The sequence below is a fragment of the Streptomyces sp. NPDC012935 genome, from assembly GCF_042900345.1.
GTDB lineage: Bacteria > Actinomycetota > Actinomycetes > Streptomycetales > Streptomycetaceae > Streptomyces.
Map to the genome: position 1 here is coordinate 41,005 of NZ_JBIBBC010000010.1, position 17,637 is coordinate 58,641.

The window sequence follows — 17,637 nt, forward strand, 5'->3', positions numbered from 1 at the left end:
CACGGTGCCGTCAACCGAAGTTCAGGTCACCGTTGATGGTGCGGCTTTGGACGACCGCCCCCCTCACCTCACCACCGCTGATGACGTTGTGCACCGAGCCTGTTTGATCAGCTGAGTCGGCCACCAAAGCACGCACCTGTTCAGCCGTCGCCGGATCCTCTTGCAGCAGCACGAGGAGCCGCGCTTGCCACTGCGAAACGAACTGGGCGAGACGCATGTCATCGCTACCAGCAGCGGCGGCAACGTGCGTCTCGTCGAGTTCGGTCTCGACCGACTCCACGCCGTTCGCCCCTCTTCCGCCGAAAAGCGCCAGCACCCGGTCCTTCGTCGTGGCCCAGGCGTCCTGAGCCATCAGCTGCACGATCGTGGTGGCCCCTGACGCGGCCAACACCGCCAACTCCGCCTGCATGGCACCCCTGTCGCCGTCCGCACGTTCTGTTACCGACAGAGTACGCATCACGCACCCATTTGGTGGCTGCCAGGTGACTTTCGGTGAGCGCGAACCCTGGCCACCATCCCAGTCGACGGGCGAAAAGAAGCTCGGCTTCTTCTAAAGGCATTGGGGCGCCTGCCGTGGGTTTCTCCTGACACGCGCCCTGCTATCGCATCATCCACAGCGAGGGAGGGAGCCGCGCCCCGGCTCACGCGGCCCCACTCCGGCATGGACTGATGCATGAGCCGGTTCGCCTGCCCTCTGACGCCGTCCGACCTCACGCGAAAGCGACAGAGGCGTCCACACCCTGCCCCGCGGTCAGGCCCGGGGCGATCACGGTTCGGTACGCGAGAACGCCGAACCGGTCTTCAGCCATGTCAGCACCCCTCGGCACGGCCGTTGCGCCTCCGCCTCCGTGGCGACGATCCGTCGAACACCTACAGTAGCCTCCTGTGATCGACAAGTGACTGCGTGTGCGGCTCCGCGCCGGACGGCAGACATGCCCGTCACACACCGCGCGGGCGAAAGGGCCGCTCCCGACGCCGAGCGGGACAAGCCCGTCACCCTTCTCACCTCGTCGGAGTCACCATGGCCCCGCCCTCGCACTCGCCCCGTCCCCGCCGATTCGGGGCATCGATTCTGCCGGTCCTGATCCCTTTTGCCCTCCTGGTCCTGGTGGCGGTGTCCGTTGGGTCATGGCTGCAGTTCACCGAGCGGAACGCGAACGAGACGGTTCGCACGGTCGGATCCCGAGCCGTCGACCGGGTGGACGTCGAGGCCACCGTCCAGAGCGTCGACGCCGCGGCCAGAGAGCTGGTCCTGCGAGTCCGAGTCACCCCGCGCGGGACTCTCGGCGAGGAGGAAGGGACGGCCCCGGTGGCCGATCTCAGCCTCCAGACCTCGGTGGCGACCCTCAGCGACCTGGCGTTCGAGGCCCACGAGCGGCTCGCGCCCAAGGACGTACAGGTTGCGATCACGGGGGGATCGATCAGCGACTATCCGTTCGACACGTACGAGACCGACATCGAGTTCTGGGCACTGATGGGGGGCAAGCAGGTGCCGGTGCGGATGCTCTTCTCCAACAACGCCACGCTCTTCTCCATCTCCGCGGCGCCCCCTCCTTCCGGGCAAGAGGCCGTCGTGGAGTTGAGGCTGTCGCGGTCGGGCAGCCTGCTCGCCTTTGCGGTCTTCATGATGGTCGTCATGTGGGCGCTGGCGGGATCCGTGCTCATCGGGGCCTGGTATCTGACGACCAGTGGTGAGGGCGTGGTCTGGCCCGCCCTCTCCTGGATGGCCGCCACGCTGTTCGCTCTCGCGGCGTTCCGCAACACCGCCCCCGGCACGCCTCCGATCGGCTGCGTGTTGGACTGGTTCGCCTTCTTGTGGGCCGAGACCATCATCGCCCTGTGCTTGATCGCCGTGGTCGTCACCGGCGTCCGCACCGCCCTCCGCGCCGCCCTCCGCTCGGGCGACACCCCCATCACCCCCTAGGGCTTTGACAGTCAGGGTCCACGCCGCCGCCCGCCGGGCCACCAGGGCCGTACCGCCGACGCTTTGGCCGTGCACGGTCGTCAGTGAGCCCGGCCCGCGCCCCCGGGTGGAAGGAGTGGGCCGGGCTGGGGACGGTGTCCCGCGTTCGGCGCGGTCGGGGTGGCGAAGAAGGAGCGGGATGGCTGGGCGTGCGCACTGGGCGGGGTCGCGCCAGGACCTCAGTCACCTACAGCCCGTCGCCTGAGCCCCATGGGTACGACCACAGGCGGATCACCGTCAGAGCCAAGGGCACCGACGCAGGCTGAAGGGCCGGAAACAGGCCGCAGATCGGGACCGTCAGCCCTGAAATCTCGTCCGGCCGCAGCGCGTCGCGGCGAGGCCGACGACCTCAGTCGGCCTCGCCGTCGTGCAGAGACCTGCCATCCCACCGGCTTCGGCTGCTTCTCAGCCCCAGCGAGGCGCATAAGGGCGCCTGCCGGACACGGTCACCGCTGTGGGCGGCGGTACGCCTTCACCACACTGGCGTAGCTGTTCCTGGCGTGGCCCTGGGCGATGATGCCCTCCATCAGCGCCTCGGAGTACCGGGGCAGTTCGGTGTCGACGCCGAGCGCCTCGCTCTCCTCGACGAGGTGCTTGAGCGCACCCAGGTGCGTCTCCAGGGTGGCGTCGTTGGCCGGGAACTTCTCGTCGCCGGCGTCGATCTGCGCGGCGTAGTCGGCCGTGAACATCTTGATGGCGTCGAGCCACATGTGCGCCCACGGCAGGAACTCCTGTGCTTTGACGCCGCCGGTCTCCACGATGGCGACGCCGTGCAGGAAGCTGTTGAGGGCACCCCACATCAGGCCCAGCAGCGACACGTCGAACAGGGCGGGCTTGCCGTGGTCGGTGCCGAGGTAGGTGGTGCCGCCGCCGAGGAGTCTCAGGACCGGCTCATGGGCGTCGAAGATCGCCTGGTCGCCGGCGTAGAAGAGGACGGAGGTCTCGGCGCCGATGCCGGGCGGGGTGATCATGATGGCGCCGTCGAGGTACTCGACGCCGTTCTTCTCCGCCCACTCGGCGGTCCACCGGGCCTGCTCGGAGGAGCCCGTCGTCAGGTTCACCACGGTCTTGCCGTGCAGGGCCTCGCCCAGCGAGCCGATGACGTCGTGCACGACGTCGTACGTCGACACACACACGACGACGAGGTCACTCGCGGCGACGGCATCGGCGGGGTTCGCGGCGAGCACCGCGCCGTCCGCGACGAGTCCGTCGGCCTTGTCCGGCGAGCGGTTCCACACGGTCGTGGCGTGACCCGCCTTCAGGAAGGCGGCGGCCAGGGCCTGCCCCATCAGGCCGAGCCCGAGCACCGACACCGAGGTGTGGTTGTCGTCCATGAATCAATTCCTCCAGTACGAAGTGGCTCGAAGTGGCCTCGAAGTGGCCTGGGGGAACCCTGGTCCATGCCCCTTCGGATTCGCTTCGGACGGCTTCGGAAATGCTGCGTACAGGCACTTCGGGGAGGTGGCCGAGCCCTTTCGTCGCAAGTCGCCTCGGTCGACAGCCCGTTACGCTGAGATCATGGAATTCGGGGTACTGGGGCCGCTGGAGGTGCGCACGGATACCGGACGTGTCGTGCGGGTACCCGAAGTCAAAGTGCGGATGCTCCTCGCCGATCTGCTCGCGCACCACGGGCAGGTCGTCCCGGCGGGCCGGCTCATCGAGGGCCTGTGGGGCGGCTCGGCGTTCACGGCACGGCCCACGGCGTCGCTCCAGGCCAAGGTGTCCCAACTGCGGCGCGCGCTGGAGGACGCGGAGGCCGGCGGCCGCGAACTGGTCGTGCACCGGCCGCCCGGATACGTCCTGGACATCCCTGCCGGAGCGCTCGACACCGCGCGTTTCCGCGTCCTGGTCGCCCGGGCCAGGTCCGGCGAGGACCCGATGACGCGGGCAGCGCTGTACACCGAGGCGCTGGGGCTGTGGCGCGGCCCCGCCTTCGCCGAGTTCGCGGACCAGCCGTCCGTGCGGCCGACGGCGGCGAGCCTCGAGGAGGAGCGCCTCACGGCGGTGGAGGAACACGCCGGGGTACGTCTGGAGCTCGGCGAACACAGAGCGCTACTGGGCGAGTTGACAGAGCTGGTGGAGCAGCACCCGTTGCGCGAAGGGCTGCGGGGCGCGCTGATGTGGGCGCTGTATCAGGCGGGACGCTCCTCCGACGCGCTCGACTGCTTCACCGATCTGCGACGCCGGCTCGACGACGAGCTGGGGCTGACTCCCGGGCCGTCCCTGGAGGCGCTGCAGCAGGCCATCCTGCGCCACGACCCCGTTCTCGCCCGGCCGGAGCCGCCCGCGCAGTCGGCGGCGGGGCTGCCGGCCGGGCCGCGGCCGACCGGTTCGGCCTCGCCCCTGGTGGGCCGCGAACAGGATGTGCGGGCGATCCGGGCGCTGCTCTTACAGCACCGCCTGGTGACGCTCACGGGCCCGGGAGGGGTCGGCAAGACCCGCCTCGCCCAGGCCACGGCTCAGAGCCTGGCCGGCACGTTCGGCGGGGGCATCCGGCTGGTGGAACTCGCGGACACCGGGGGCTTGGAGAGTTTCGCCGGTGCGGAGTCGCTGGCCGAGCGGGTCATGGCGACGATAGGCATCCGCGAGAACGTTGCGGACGACGACGCCAAGGGCTCGACGGAACGTCTGGCGAGCGCGCTGGCGGGCCGGCGGCTGCTGCTCGTGCTGGACAACTGCGAACACGTCGTGGAAGCCGTCGCGCGCCTGGCCGGGCTGCTGCTGGGCCGGGCCCCGTACGTGCACATCCTGACGACCAGCCAGGAACCGCTGCGCATCCGGGACGAGACGGTGTACCCGGTGGTGCCGCTGTCGCTGCCGCCGGCGGATTTGCCGGACCTCGACGCGCTGACGAGCGCGGGCGCCGTACGCCTCTTCGTCGACAGGACCAGGGCGTCGGACCCGGACTTCGTGCTCGACGCCACCACCGCCCCGCTCGTCGCGGATGTGTGCCGGCGCCTGGACGGCATCCCGCTCGCCCTGGAACTGGCCGCCACGCGCGTGCGGTCGCTGGGCATCAGGGAACTGCACGACCGTCTCGACGACCGTTTCAAGGTACTCAACAGCGGTTACCGGGACGCCCCTTCACGGCACCGGACCCTGCAGGCGACGCTCGACTGGAGCTGGGGCCTGCTCGACGCCCGGGAGCGGACCGTGCTGGGCAGGCTGTCGGTGTTCAGCGAGGGATGCGGCCTGCGGGCAGCCGAGGACGTGTGCTCCGGGGGTGGCGTGTCTCCCGACGACGTCCTCGACGCGCTGAGCCTGCTCGTGGAGCGCTCACTGGCACTCCGCACTGAGGGACCGCAGGGACCGCGCTACCGGCTGCTGGAGTCCGTCGCCGTCTACGCGCGTGACAGGCTCGCCGATTCCGGTGACCATGCCGAGACCGCGGCCCGGCACCTGCTCCACTGCGTCCGCCTCGCCGAGCGCGCCCGGCCGCATCTGCACGGGCGGGAGCAGTCGCGCTGGTTGCAGTACCTCGGCCTGGAGGCGGGCAATGTGCAGCGCGCGCTGGCCGAGGCGGCCCGGGCCGGGGCCGCGCAGGAAGCACTGCGCCTGGTCAACTCGATGACCTGGTACTGGTACGTCCGGGGCCGGCTGGGTGAGGCCCGCAGGGCGCTGGCCACAGCCCTGGACACGCCGGGCGAGGCCGCGCCCGAGGAGCGCCGGGAGGCGGAGTTCTGGTACGCGGGAATCCGCCTGCTGCTCGGCGAGCACGACCGCGGGTGCGACGCCTTGGACGCGTACGGTCCCGCGTCCACCCTGGGGTCGACCAGGGCGCAGTGGTTCCTGGCGCACGCGCAGTGGACGGTGGGGGCGTTGGTCGCGGGCGAGCAGCGCGTCGAGCGCGTCCTGGTCCGCTTCCGCACCCTGCGCGACACGTGGGGCACCGCCGCCGCGCTGACCACACGGGCCTGCTTCGCCCTGGCCCGCGGTGACCTGGAGTCGCTGCGCGGCAACGCCGAGGACGCCCGCTCCCACTTCGCGGAACTGGGCGACCTGTGGGGCCGGTTGAAGACGACCGACGTGCTCGGCAGGCTCGCCGAGATCAACGGCGACTACGACCGGGCGGCCCGGTTGCACCGGGAGAGCCTGCAGATCGCGCAGGCCCTGGAGACCTGGCCGGAGATGTCCGCGAAGCTGTCGGGCCTCGGCAGGATCGCCTTGCTCGACCAGCGCTACGACGAGGCCGACGACCTGCACACGCGTGCCCTGCGGCTTGCGGTCGAGCAGGGCAACCAGCCCGCAGAGCAGTTCGCCGCACTGGGCCTCGCGCTGAGCGCCCGCCGCCAGGGCCGGCTGGACGCCGCCGAGGAGTGGCTGCGGCCCTGGCTCACCTGGAACCGCCGGCGCGGCGACGGACCGGGCCTCGCTCTGGTCCTGGCCGAGCTGGGCTTCATCGCCGAGCTGCGCGGCGACGCCGGCCGTGCGCTCGCGTACCACCGGGACGGTCTCGCGGCCGCCGCGACGACCAAGGACCCCCGCTCGGTCGCCCTGGCCCTCGAGGGGCTGGCGGGTGCGTACTCCCTGGCCGGGGCCGCGGAGCGGGCGATCCGTCTGCTCGGTACGGCGGCGGCGACCCGGGAACGGGCCGGGGCCCCGCACCCCGCTGCGGAGCAGGGTGACGTGGAGCGCATCTCCGGCCGCCTGCGCGCCATGGTCGACGAGGCCGCGTACACCCACGAGTTCACCGTCGGCGCCCAACGGGACCACGAGAGCCAGGCCACGGTGGAGGCGACGCAGCCGGCGAAACCGTGAGCGGCGGCGACCCACTGCGGGCGTCACCGTCGTCGGCGGGTGTTGAGGCGGGCGGCCTGGCGGGTCAGATAGTCGCGTTCGGCGAGGTTGTGGGCTTGCCGGGCCGCCTCGGCGTAGAGCCGTGCCGCCGTCGCCAGGTCGCCGTCGCGCTCGTGCAGGTACGCCGCCACCGCGGTGTGGCGGGGCAGTGAGTCGTCCAGCTCCGCGAGCGCCGCGAGGCCCGCGCGTGGACCGTCGGCCTCGCCCACGGCGACCGCACGGTTGAGGCGGACGACCGGGCTGTCGGTCAGGCGCGTGAGCTCGTCGTACCACAAGACGATCTGCACCCAGTCGGTCTCCTCGGCGACGGGTGCGTCGGCGTGGAGTGCCGCGATGGCGGCCTGGGCCTGGAACTCGCCGAGGCGGTCGCGGGCGAGCGCCGCCTGCAGGATGTCGACGCCTTCGGCGATCGACTTGGTGTCCCACTTGCCGCGGTCCTGCTCGGCGAGCGGCACCAGGCTGCCGTCGGGCGCGGTCCGCGAGGCGCGCCGGGCGTGGTGGAGCAGCATGAGGGCGAGCAGCCCCGCCACCTCGGGGTGGTCGATCGCCGCCGCGAGCTGCCGGGTGAGCCGGATGGCCTCGGCGGCGAGGTCGATGTCGCCGGAGTAGCCCTCGTTGAAGACGAGGTAGAGGACGCGCAGCACGGTGGCGACGTCTCCGGGCTGGTCGAACCGCACGCCGGAGACGGTGCGCTTGGCGCGGCTGATGCGCTGCGCCATGGTCGCCTCGGGCACCAGGTAAGCCTGGGCGATCTGCCGCGTGGTGAGGCCGCCGACGGCGCGCAGGGTGAGCGCGACCGCCGACGACGGCGTGAGCGAGGGGTGGGCGCACAGGAAGTAGAGCTGGAGCGTGTCGTCGACCGCGGGCGCGGGCCCGGGCGCCGGCTCCTCGTCCACGAGGTCCTCACGCCGGCGGCGGGCGGCGTCCGACCGGGTCGCGTCGAGGAACTTGCGCCAGGCCACGGTGATCAGCCAGCCCTTCGCATCGCGCGGAGGGCCGGCCGGCCAGACGCGGACCGCCTCGACCAGGGCGTCCTGTACGGCGTCCTCGGCCGCCGCGAAGTCGGCTCCGCGGCGGACGAGGACGGTCAGCACGCTCGGAGTGAGGCTTCTGAGGAGTGCCTCATCCACCGGCGTGGCAGTCCGTGACGGTGGGCGACGCGGTGAGGAACGGGCGCAGCTCCAGCCACTCGTGGATCGGCTTCCCGCCGGCGCCGGGGGCGGCCGACAGCTCGCCGGCCAGTTCGACGGCCCGCTCGTAGCTGTCGACGTCGATGACCATCCACCCGGCGATGAGGTCCTTGGTCTCGGCGAACGGCCCGTCGGTGACCGGCGGGCGCCCCTCACCGTCGTACCGCACCCACGTCCCCTCCGGGGCGAGCGCCTGCCCGTCGACGTACTCTCCGGCCTTCTCCAGCCGGTCCGCGAAGTCCCGCATGTACTGCACGTGCGCCGAGATCTCCTCCGGTGTCCACTGGTCCATGGGCACGTCGTTGGCCGCCGCCGGAGCGCCACGGTAGTGCTTGAGCAGCAGGTACTTGGCCATGATGTTCTCCTCGGTGCTGATGCGACCCATTGTGGTCGCGTTCACCCCGGGGACGGAGCAGGTCGCGGGTTCTCGACATCCGCGGCCAAATTTTTCCGGCTTTCTTCCGGCTCTTCCGCGGTCGGCGGGGCCGGCCGTCGAGGGACCCCCTTTACGGAGCCGCAGGCCGGGTCGTCTCTTCGCTGGGCAGCCTTCCGGGGCCGCCGTATAGTTGCGCTATGAGCAACCACGCGGCAGAAGGAGAAACAGCAGGTCCCACGGTGAGCGGCGTGCAGTCCGTCGACCGCGCTGTCAGCGTCCTGGAGATCCTCGCTCAACGCGGTGAGGCGGGTGTCAGCGAGGTCGCCGCCGAGATCGACGTCCACAAGTCGACCGCGTTCCGTCTCCTCGGTGCGCTGGAGGCGCGCGGTCTGGTCGAGCAGACGGCCGAGCGGGGCAAGTACCGGCTCAGCTTCGGGATCGTGCGTCTGGCGGGCGCGGTCACGAGCCGTCTGGACATCACGCAGCAGGGTCGGCCGGTGTGCGAGCGGCTCAGCGAGGAGATCGGCGAGACGGTCAACATCGCGGTCCTGCAGGAGCATTACGCCGTCAACCTCTATCAGGTACGGGGCCCGGGAGCGGTCGGTGCGCACAACTGGGTAGGGAGGCTGACCCCGGTGCACGCCACGTCGAGCGGCAAGATCCTGCTGGCCCACCGGCCGGCGAAGGAGCGCGCCGAAGTGCTCGCGGCGTCCGGGATGCAGAAGATGACCCCGCACACGCTCACCGCTAAGACCAAGCTGGAGAAGAACCTCGCCGAGACCCGGGAGCGCGGATACGCGGTGACGCTGGAGGAACTCGAGATCGGGCTGCACGCCGTCGCGGCCCCGATCCGGTCCCGTGAGGGCGACGTCGTCGCCGCCCTCAGCGCCTCAGGCCCCGCGTACCGCCTCACCGAGGAGCGCATCCACGAGCTCGCCCCTGTGCTGATGAGGGGCGCGGACGAGATCAGCCACCGGATGGGCTCCCCGGACTGATCACCCTCACCCGCGGAGCCGGGACATCGACGGATCGAACAACGGCTCCTCGGCCACGACCGCCTCGACCCGCTTGTCGAAGTAGCCGATGTGCAATGCCGTGCCGGGAGCAGCGAGTTCGGTCGGCAGCCACGCGTAGGCGATGCCCTTGCCGATCGTGTAGCCGTAGGCCGCGCTGGTGACGTAGCCGACCGCGCGCTCCCCGTCGTACACCGGCTCCTTGCCCATGACGACGGACTGCGGGTCGTCGATGGTGAGGCAGGTCAGCTTCCGCCGTGCCTCCGTCCTACGGCGCTCCAGGGCCGCCTTCCCGATGAAGTCGTCCTTGTCGGGCTTGACGGCGAAGCCGACGCCGGCCTCGTACGGGTCGTGCTCGTAGGTCATGTCGGTGCCGAAGGAGCGGTAACCCTTCTCCAGCCGGAGGCTGTTGAAGGCGCCGCGGCCCGCGATGATGCCGCCCAGCGGCTCGGCCGCCTGCCACAGGGTGTCCCACAGCTTCAGGCCCTGGTCGGCGGAGGTGTAGAGCTCCCAGCCGAGTTCGCCGACGTACGACAGGCGCATCGCCGTCACCGGGACGCTGCCGATGTAGGCGGGCTTGGCGCGGAAGTACTTCAGCCCGTCGTTCGAGAAGTCCTCGTCCGTCAGGGGCTGCAGGACCTTGCGGGCGAGCGGGCCCCACAGGCCGATGCAGCAGGTTCCTGGGGTGATGTCGCGGACCTGGACGGTGCCGTCGGCGGGGAGGTGGCGGGTGAACCAGTCGAGGTCGAGGTTGCCGTTGGCGCCGACCTGGAACCGGTCGCGGGCGAGTCGGGCGACGGTGATGTCGCTGCGGATACCGCCGTCGTGGTCCAGCAGGAGGGTGTACGTCACCGAGCCGACCGACTTCGCGACCTTGCCCGTGCACAGCCGCTCCAGGAAGGCCGCCGCACCGGGGCCGGCCACCTCCAGCCGCTTGAGGGCCGTCATGTCGTACAACGCGACCGTCTCGCGGGTCACTTGGGCCTCGGCGCCGACGATGGGCGACCAGTACTGCGCGGCCCAGTCGTTCGGGATGGGGACCGAACGGCCCTCGGTGAGCGCCGCGTTGGCCTCGTACCAGTGCGGCCGCTCCCAGCCGTTCGCCTCCAGGAAGAAGGCGCCGTGCTCGCGTTGGCGGACGTGGAAGGGGCTGGTGCGGATCGGGCGCGGGTCGCCCGACGGCTGAAGCGGGTGGAGGATGTCGTAGACCTCGACGAAGTTCTGGCAGTCACGGGCCAGGACGTACTCCGGGGAGAGCTGGTGCGGCTCGAAGCGGTTGACGTCGCACTCGTGCAGGTCGAAGGAGGAGCAGTACCCGTCGACCAGCCACTCGGCCATGGCCCGGCCGACGCCCGCTGAGTGGGTGACCCAGACGGCCTCGGCGACCCAGAAGCCCTTGACGTCCGGGGACTCGCCGAGAAGCGGGAAGTTGTCGGTGGTGAAGGAGAACAGGCCGTTGATGCCCTCCTCGACCTTGGCCTCCTTCGTGGCGGGGAGCAGGGACCGGGTCTCGGTCCAGGCCTCCTCGAAGTCCTCCTGCGTGAACTTCAGGACCGAAGGCATGTCGTCGGCCTCGTCGACGGAGAGGATGTCGTCGGCGGAGATCGGCATCGGGCGGTGGCCGTAGTAGCCGATGCCGATGCCGTCGAAGCGTTCGCGGTAGTAGAGGTCGGCGTCCTGGTGGCGCAGGATCGGGCGGACCGCCTCCTCGGTCTGGCCGGCCAGGGCCGGGACGGGGCCGGTCCAGGCGAGCTGGTGGGCGAGCGGGGTCAGCGGCAGGTTCATGCCGACCATGCGGGCGATCCTCGGGCCCCAGATGCCGGCGCAGCACACCACGATGTCGGCGGGGATCTCGCCCTGGTCGGTGTGGACTGCGGTGACGCGGCCGTCGGCCTGCTGGACGCCGAGGACCTCGTGGCGGGCGAGGAAGCGCACGCCGCGTGCGGTGGCCCGGCGGATCTGCGCCTCGACAGCGAGCACGGCCTTGGCGAGGCCGTCCGTCGGGACCAGAAGGCCGCCGAGGACCCGGTCGGGGTTGACCAGCGGGTGCTGCTCGACGCACTCCTCGGCGCTCAGGAGCCGGGAGTCGATGCCCCAGGCGGTGATCCAGCCGTGGCGGCGCCGCAGTTCCGTCAGGCGCTCGGGCGTGGTCGCCACTTCCAGGCCGCCGACCTGGAGGAAGCACGGCTTGCCGTCGACGTCCAGGGAGCAGAACTTCTCGACCGTGTAGCGGGCCAGCTCGGTCATGGTCTTGGAGGAGTTGGTCTGGAAGACCAGGCCCGGGGCGTGCGAGCTGGAGCCCCCGGTGGCGGGGAGCGGGCCCTGGTCGACCACGGTCACTTCGGTCCAGCCTCGCGCGGAGATCTCGTCCGCGAGCGCCGCACCGACGACTCCCGCTCCGATGATGACCACTCGGGGACCCGCCATCGCCGCACCTCCGGTTGGCTAACCAGTCGATCCGATCCAGTTGCTGCTCACGCAACTTGGTTCAGGTTGCGCAACTCAATGTGCCCGTCGTGCAGGTGGGTGTCAAGGGGTCCGCGACCTCGGGGAACACACCTGGACACGGCGATGCCCGGTGGGCGGTGCGCATCCCGCGCGCACCGCCCACCGGGCATCCGTGAAGGGCCTGCCAGGGGCCTACTTGATCCAGGCGTCCACCTTGGCGCGGTTGGCCTCGACCCACTTCTTGGCCGCGGCCTCGGGGGTCATCTTGTCGACCGCGATGTACTTCGCCACGGCGTTCTGGTCGTCGTTGGTCCAGGTGAAGTTCTTGACCAGGTCATAGGCGGGGCTGCCCGACTTGGCGAACTTCGCGCTGACGATCTTGTCCAGCTCGTACACGGGGTAGTCGCAGGCGATCTTCTCCGCGTCGGCGTCACAGCCCGTCTTGTACTCCGGCAGCTTGACCTTGACGAGCGGCACCTCGGACATGAACCACTGGGGCTCGTAGAAGTAGCCGATCACCCATTCCTTGTTCTTCTCCGCCTTGCGGAAGGCCTGGATGAGGGCGGCCTCGCTGCCCGCGTACACCACCTTGTAGTCCAGCTTCAGGTTCTTCACCAGGGCCTCGTCGTTGGTGACGAACGACGGGTCGCCGTCGAGGAGTTGGCCCTTGCCGCCGGACTCGGACGTCTTGAACTTCGCCGCGTACTTGTCGAGGTTGTTCCAGTCGGTGATATCCGGATGCGCCTTGGCCAGCCACGGCGGCACGTACCAGCCGATGAGGCCTTTGTTGCCGGTCAGGCCGGCGTCGACGGCGGTCTTCTGGTCGGTGATGTACTTCTTCTTCAGGTCGTCGTGGCCCCAGTTCTCGATGACGGCGTCGACCTCGCCCGTCCCGAAGCCCTGCCAGGCGATCTCCTCCTTCAGGTCCTTCTTGACCACCTTGCAGCCGAGGTCCTGCTCCGCGACGTACGCGACGACCGCCGCGTTGGCCTCGTAGCCCACCCACGGGTTGATCGCCAGGTTGAAGGTGCCGCACTTGCCCGAGCCGTCCGAGCCGCCGGCGCTGTCGTCACCGACCTTCGCGCCGCCGCATGCGGTGAGGGTGAGACCGAGGACGGCGATGCCGGCCACGCCGTATCTCCAGTGTGTTGCTTGCCTTGCCATGATCAGTGACTCCTTATGCGCCGGCACGTCGCGCCGCTGCCTGGGTGATCCGGTCGAACATGACTCCGAGAAGGACGATGGCAAGCCCCGCGGCGAGCCCCTTCCCGTACAGCTGGCCCTGTGAGAAGCCGGCCACGACGTCGTAGCCGAGGGCGCCCGCGCCCACCAGGCCGCCCACCACGACCATCGACAGCACATAGATCAGGCCCTGGTTGGTCGCGAGGGTCAGGGCGCTGCGTGCCATCGGCAACTGGACCTTGGTGATGATCTGCCAGGTGTTGCACCCGGCGGAGGTGGCCGCCTCCACGGTGGTCGCCGGCACGTTCCGCACCCCGTCGGCGATGATCTTCATGGCGACGGGGGCCGCGTAGACGACGGCGGCGACGATCGCCGTGAAGCGGGTCGCGCCGAACAGGGCGAGGAACGGCACGAGATAGACGAACGGCGGCATGACCTGGGCCGCGTCCAGGGTGGGCCGGATCAGCCGGTCCACCAGCGCGCTGCGGCCCATCCACACGCCGAAGCAGATGCCGAGCAGCATCACGAGGACCGTGGCGACGACGGTCGACGCCAGCGTGGTCATGCTGTCCGACCACACCCCGGTGCCGACCAGCAGGCCCACGCAGACCGCCGTGGTGATGCCGGCGCGCAGGCCGCCGACCACGACGCCGAGCGCGATCAGCGCCGCGCCGACGAGCCACCACGGGGAGTCCGTGAGGAGCGTCTGGAACGGGTTGAGCAGACCGGTGGTGATGACGTCACGGATCGCGTTGGTGAGGCCTCCCAGGTTGTCCTGCGCCCACGTGGTCACGTTGTCCGCCCCGCTGGAGACGGCGCTGCCGACGCCGCCCTCGCCGGGGAACTCCGCCGCCCAGACATAGGTGTGGGACATGAAGATCAGGACGGCCGTGACCGCCGCGCCCACGCCCAGCAGCGGGCGCCGCCAGGCCTGGAAGCGGTTCTTCGAACGCCGGGCCGCCTCCTCGCGTCCGCTCGCCGCGGTGGTGACCCGGTCCAGCACGATGGCCATGACGACGATGGCCAGACCCGCGTTGAAGGCCGTGCCGACGTCGAGGGACTGCAGTGCCTGGACGACGGTCTTGCCGAGCCCGGGCGCGTCGATCAGGGCCGCGATGGTGACCATGGCCAGGGCGGCCATGATGGTCTGGTTGACGCCCATCACCACGGTCCGCTTGGACATCGGCAGCAGCACCTTGGTCAGGGTCTGCCGACGCGTGGCGCCCATCGAGTCCGCCGCCTCGACCGTGGTCGTCGGTACGGAGCGGATGGCGTGCGCGGTGATACGGATCGCGGGCGGTGCCGCGTAGATCAGCGTGGCGATGGTGGCGGAGGCCGGGCCGATGAGGAAGAACAGCGTCAGCGGGGCCAGGTAGACGAAGGTCGGCATCGTCTGCATGAAGTCCAGGAACGGCGTCACGATCCGGTTGACCCGGTCGGACAGCCCCGCCCACACGCCCAGCGGGATCGCGAAGAGCAGTGCCACGAAGACCGCGGAGACGGTCAGCGCCAGGGTGTCCATGCTCTCCTGCCACAGGCCCTGAAGGCCCAGGAAGGTGAAGCCGGCCACCGCGAGCAGCGCGACCCGCCAGTTGCCCACGGCCCAGGAGACGTAGCCGGCGATGCCGACGACACCCAGCCAGCCGATCTGCGGGACGGGCCGGCCGGCGGCGGGCTGCGAGATCAGCTCCTGCACGAAGGTCACCAGGGAGTCGATGACCAGCCGGATCTCGTTGAAGAAGTACAGGAAGAGCGGGTTGGAGTTGCGGTTCGCGCCGACCGAGTCGTTGACGTCGTTGAACCACCGGTGCAGATCGGTCAGGTCGGCCGCAGCCAGGGTCAGGGTCTGCTTGCCGCGCAGCACGAGGAACAGCACCAGCCACACGACCAGGATCGCGGCCACCACCATGGGCCGACTGATCCTGCGCCCGGTCCTTGCGGGAGCGGCCGGTTCCTCGACGGCCCCGGTCTTCTCGGGTTTCTCCACGGCGACGGTCATCACGCGTCGCCTTCCCGCCCGGCGACCACCGCGAGGATCTCCTCGTCGCCGACGATGCCGAGCAGCTTGCCGTTCTCGACGACCTTGACCGGCTTCTCGGCGGCCAGCACGGCCCGGGTGGCCTCGCGCACCACGACGTCCGGTCCCAACTCCGGTCCGTCCAGGGCGTCGTCGGGCTGCGCGGGGCGCATGATCCAGCGCAGGGTCAGCACGTCGCCGCGCGGCACGTCCTTCACGAACTCGCGTACGTAGTCGTCCGCCGGGGCGCCCACCAGCTCGTCGCCGGTGCCGCACTGGACCATTTTGCCGTCGCGCATGATCAGGATGCGGTCGCCGAGCTTGAGGGCCTCGGAGAGGTCGTGGGTGATGAACACCATGGTCTTGCCGACCTCGTGGTGCAGACGGATGACCTCGTTCTGCATGTCGCGCCGGATCAGCGGGTCGAGCGCGGAGAACGGCTCGTCGAAGAAGAGCACGTCCGGCTCGCCGGCCAGCGCGCGGGCGAGTCCGACGCGCTGCTGCATGCCGCCGGAGAGCTGGTCGGGGTAGGAGTTCTCGTAGCCGGCGAGGCCGACCAGTTCGACGACCTCCATGGCCCGCTTGGCCCGTTCGGCCCTGCTCATGCCGCGGATCTCCAGCCCGAACGCCACGTTGTCGATCACGCGGCGGTGGGGCAGCAGACCGAAGTGCTGGAAGACCATGGAGAACTTGCGGCGCCGCAGGTCGCGCAGGCGTCCCGCGTCGGCCTTGCGGATGTCCTCGCCCTCGAAGACGATCTCGCCGGCGGTGGGTTCGATCAGCCGCGTCAGACATCGCACCAGCGTGGACTTGCCGGAGCCGGACAGGCCCATGACGACGAACACCTCGCCGGGCGAGACGTCGAAGTGGACGTCCCGTACGGCGGCGGTGCATCCGGTACGGTCCATGAGCTCGCGGCGGGTGAGGCCGCGCAACTCCTCGGAGTCCGGCACCTGGTCGGCCTTCGGCCCGAACACCTTCCACAGCCTGCGCACGGATATGACCGGGGTGGAGCCCGAGTCCTGGGGCGTGCCGCGCCGCTGCGGCACCTCGGTCTGTGTGGTCACGTTCGACCTCTTTTCGGCGTTCAGCCGCGGAACCAGTGTTGCGGCCGGGGTTGGATGTTCTGCCAGATGTGCTTGGGCTCCCGGTACTCGTTCAGGCCGGTCGGTCCCAACTCCCGGCCCACGCCCGAATGCCCGAACCCACCCCATTCCGCCTGCGGCACATAGGGGTGGTAGTCGTTGATCCACACCGTGCCGTGACGCAGCCGCCGAGCGACGCGCTGGGCCTTGCCCGCGTCCTGCGTCCAGACGGCTCCGGCCAGTCCGTACTCGGTGTCGTTGGCGATGCGTACGGCGTCGTCCTCGTCGGTGAAGCGCTCGACCGTGAGCACGGGTCCGAAGGACTCCTCGTGCACCACGCGCATGTCCTGTCGGCACTCGTCGAGCACGGTGGGCAGGTAGTAGTGGCCGGCTCCCAGCGCGGGGTCGTCCGGCCGGGCGCCGCCGCAGCGCAGTACGGCACCCTCGGCGAGGCCGGCCGCGACATATGCCTCGACCTTGGCCCGGTGCTGTGCGGAGATCAGCGCCCCGGTCTCGGCCTCGGGGTCGAAGGGGCCGCCGAGGCGGATCTGCCGGGCACGGCGGACGACCTCGTCGACGAAGCGGTCGTGCAGGCGGTCCTCGACGATCAGCCGGGCGCCGGCCGAGCAGACCTGCCCGGAGTGCAGGAAGACGGCCGTGAGCGCGAAGTCCACGGCCGTCTCGAAGTCGGCGTCGGCGAAGACCACGTTGGGGTTCTTGCCGCCGAGTTCCAGCGCCACTTTTTTCACGCTCGCGGCGGCGGTGGCCATGATGCGTTTGCCGGTCTCGACGCCTCCGGTGAAGGAGACCATGTCGACGGCGGGGTGCTCGCTGAGCGGTGCGCCCGCTTCGGGCCCGGCGCCCAGGACGAGGCCCGCGGCACCGGCCGGTAGCCCGGCTTCCTCCAGGGCCTTCATCAGCAGGATGGAGGTGGACGGGGTCAGCTCACTCGGCTTGAGGACGATCGTGTTGCCGGCCAGGAGCGCCGGGGCGACCTTCCAACTGGCCTGCAGCAGCGGGTAGTTCCAAGGTGTGATCAGTCCGCACACACCGACCGGCTCATGGACGACGCGGCTCACGGCGTCGTCGCGGCCGGTGTCGATCACACGTCCGGCGTCGGTGCCGGCGATGCCGCCGTAGTAGCGGAAACAGGAGACGACATCGGCGATGTCGTACTCGCTCTCCACCAGCCGCTTTCCGGTGTCCAGGGATTCGGCGCGGGCGAATTCCTTGGCGTCGCGCTCGATCAGGTCGGCGGTGCGCAGCAGCAGCGCCCCGCGCTCCCGCTCGGGAGTGCCCGGCCAGGTCCCCTCGTCGAAGGCGCGGCGGGCCGCGGCGATCGCCGCCTCGGTGTCGGCACGTGTCCCTTCCGAGACGGTCGCCACGAGCGTGCCGTCGGCGGGGCACCGGATGTCCCGCTGCCCGCCGGCCACCGGCTCCCGCCATTCGCCATCCACGTACAGGTCTGCCACGCGCCGAGCCTTTCAACGAAGTCGTTGCGCATCGTGCACCCGATTGCTTGTGGTGGAACACCCTTGCGAATGACCAGACGGACGTCAAGAGGTT

The 17,637-nt window shown here is 70.3% G+C and carries 12 protein-coding genes; 3 read left to right on the plus strand and 9 right to left on the minus strand.

The features are described from left to right. Positions 1 to 10: 10 nt before the first annotated feature. Positions 11 to 460 (minus strand): hypothetical protein, encoded by a 450-nt coding sequence (locus ACFY5C_RS23845; RefSeq protein WP_389447287.1) that lies wholly within the window; start codon positions 458 to 460, stop codon positions 11 to 13. A gap of 561 nt (positions 461 to 1,021) precedes the next feature. Here ACFY5C_RS23845 and ACFY5C_RS23850 point away from each other — a divergent pair. After that, positions 1,022 to 1,924, plus strand: coding sequence for a DUF4436 family protein (locus ACFY5C_RS23850; RefSeq protein WP_389447289.1), 903 nt, complete (start codon positions 1,022 to 1,024; stop codon positions 1,922 to 1,924). 485 nt (positions 1,925 to 2,409) lie between these two features. On the opposite strand, the gene ACFY5C_RS23855 is transcribed toward ACFY5C_RS23850, so the two are convergent. Continuing rightward, positions 2,410 to 3,297: an NAD(P)-dependent oxidoreductase gene (locus tag ACFY5C_RS23855; RefSeq protein ID WP_389447291.1), complete on the minus strand. Its 888-nt coding sequence runs from the start codon at positions 3,295 to 3,297 to the stop codon at positions 2,410 to 2,412. 184 nt (positions 3,298 to 3,481) lie between these two features. Here ACFY5C_RS23855 and ACFY5C_RS23860 point away from each other — a divergent pair, with 184 nt between their 5' ends. Further along, a complete protein-coding gene (locus ACFY5C_RS23860; RefSeq protein ID WP_389447293.1) occupies positions 3,482 to 6,721 on the plus strand; it encodes a BTAD domain-containing putative transcriptional regulator in 3,240 nt (1,079 codons plus the stop codon). A 23-nt stretch (positions 6,722 to 6,744) separates the two neighbouring features. On the opposite strand, the gene ACFY5C_RS23865 is transcribed toward ACFY5C_RS23860, so the two are convergent. Then, positions 6,745 to 7,890, minus strand: a complete 1,146-nt coding sequence (locus ACFY5C_RS23865; RefSeq protein ID WP_389447295.1) for an RNA polymerase sigma factor — start codon at positions 7,888 to 7,890, stop codon at positions 6,745 to 6,747. Further along, positions 7,883 to 8,305 (minus strand): YciI family protein, encoded by a 423-nt coding sequence (locus tag ACFY5C_RS23870; protein WP_389447667.1) that lies wholly within the window; start codon positions 8,303 to 8,305, stop codon positions 7,883 to 7,885. The genes ACFY5C_RS23865 and ACFY5C_RS23870 overlap by 8 nt, the downstream gene beginning before the upstream one ends. Before the next feature lie 218 nt (positions 8,306 to 8,523). Here ACFY5C_RS23870 and ACFY5C_RS23875 point away from each other — a divergent pair, with 218 nt between their 5' ends. Continuing rightward, positions 8,524 to 9,321, plus strand: coding sequence for an IclR family transcriptional regulator (locus ACFY5C_RS23875; RefSeq protein WP_389447297.1), 798 nt, complete (start codon positions 8,524 to 8,526; stop codon positions 9,319 to 9,321). A gap of 6 nt (positions 9,322 to 9,327) precedes the next feature. Here ACFY5C_RS23875 and ACFY5C_RS23880 read toward each other — a convergent pair whose 3' ends face one another. The 5 genes from ACFY5C_RS23880 to ACFY5C_RS23900 form a co-directional block, all read right to left on the minus strand. Beyond that, on the minus strand, positions 9,328 to 11,766 hold the full coding sequence (locus ACFY5C_RS23880; RefSeq protein ID WP_389447299.1) for an FAD-dependent oxidoreductase: 2,439 nt from the start codon (positions 11,764 to 11,766) through the stop codon (positions 9,328 to 9,330). 213 nt (positions 11,767 to 11,979) lie between these two features. Beyond that, on the minus strand, positions 11,980 to 12,951 hold the full coding sequence (locus ACFY5C_RS23885) for an ABC transporter substrate-binding protein (RefSeq protein WP_389447301.1): 972 nt from the start codon (positions 12,949 to 12,951) through the stop codon (positions 11,980 to 11,982). 13 nt (positions 12,952 to 12,964) lie between these two features. Continuing rightward, the gene (locus ACFY5C_RS23890; RefSeq protein WP_389447303.1) at positions 12,965 to 14,968 is read right to left on the minus strand and encodes an ABC transporter permease; all 2,004 of its coding nucleotides are present in this window, start codon (positions 14,966 to 14,968) and stop codon (positions 12,965 to 12,967) included. Then, complete coding sequence (locus ACFY5C_RS23895) at positions 14,968 to 16,053, minus strand: glycine betaine/L-proline ABC transporter ATP-binding protein (RefSeq protein ID WP_389447305.1); 1,086 nt, start codon at positions 16,051 to 16,053, stop codon at positions 14,968 to 14,970. The genes ACFY5C_RS23890 and ACFY5C_RS23895 overlap by 1 nt, the downstream gene beginning before the upstream one ends. A gap of 20 nt (positions 16,054 to 16,073) precedes the next feature. Beyond that, positions 16,074 to 17,543: an aldehyde dehydrogenase family protein gene (locus tag ACFY5C_RS23900; RefSeq protein WP_389447307.1), complete on the minus strand. Its 1,470-nt coding sequence runs from the start codon at positions 17,541 to 17,543 to the stop codon at positions 16,074 to 16,076. Positions 17,544 to 17,637 lie beyond the last annotated feature (94 nt).

Coding starts and splice junctions, on each gene's coding strand:
- ACFY5C_RS23885 (WP_389447301.1), bottom strand. CDS start 12,951: ATGGCAAGGCAAGCAACACACTGGAGATACGGCGTGGCCGGCATCGCC.
- ACFY5C_RS23870 (WP_389447667.1), bottom strand. CDS start 8,305: ATGGCCAAGTACCTGCTGCTCAAGCACTACCGTGGCGCTCCGGCGGCG.
- ACFY5C_RS23880 (WP_389447299.1), bottom strand. CDS start 11,766: ATGGCGGGTCCCCGAGTGGTCATCATCGGAGCGGGAGTCGTCGGTGCG.
- ACFY5C_RS23875 (WP_389447297.1), top strand. CDS start 8,524: ATGAGCAACCACGCGGCAGAAGGAGAAACAGCAGGTCCCACGGTGAGC.
- ACFY5C_RS23855 (WP_389447291.1), bottom strand. CDS start 3,297: ATGGACGACAACCACACCTCGGTGTCGGTGCTCGGGCTCGGCCTGATG.
- ACFY5C_RS23890 (WP_389447303.1), bottom strand. CDS start 14,968: ATGACCGTCGCCGTGGAGAAACCCGAGAAGACCGGGGCCGTCGAGGAA.
- ACFY5C_RS23850 (WP_389447289.1), top strand. CDS start 1,022: ATGGCCCCGCCCTCGCACTCGCCCCGTCCCCGCCGATTCGGGGCATCG.
- ACFY5C_RS23860 (WP_389447293.1), top strand. CDS start 3,482: ATGGAATTCGGGGTACTGGGGCCGCTGGAGGTGCGCACGGATACCGGA.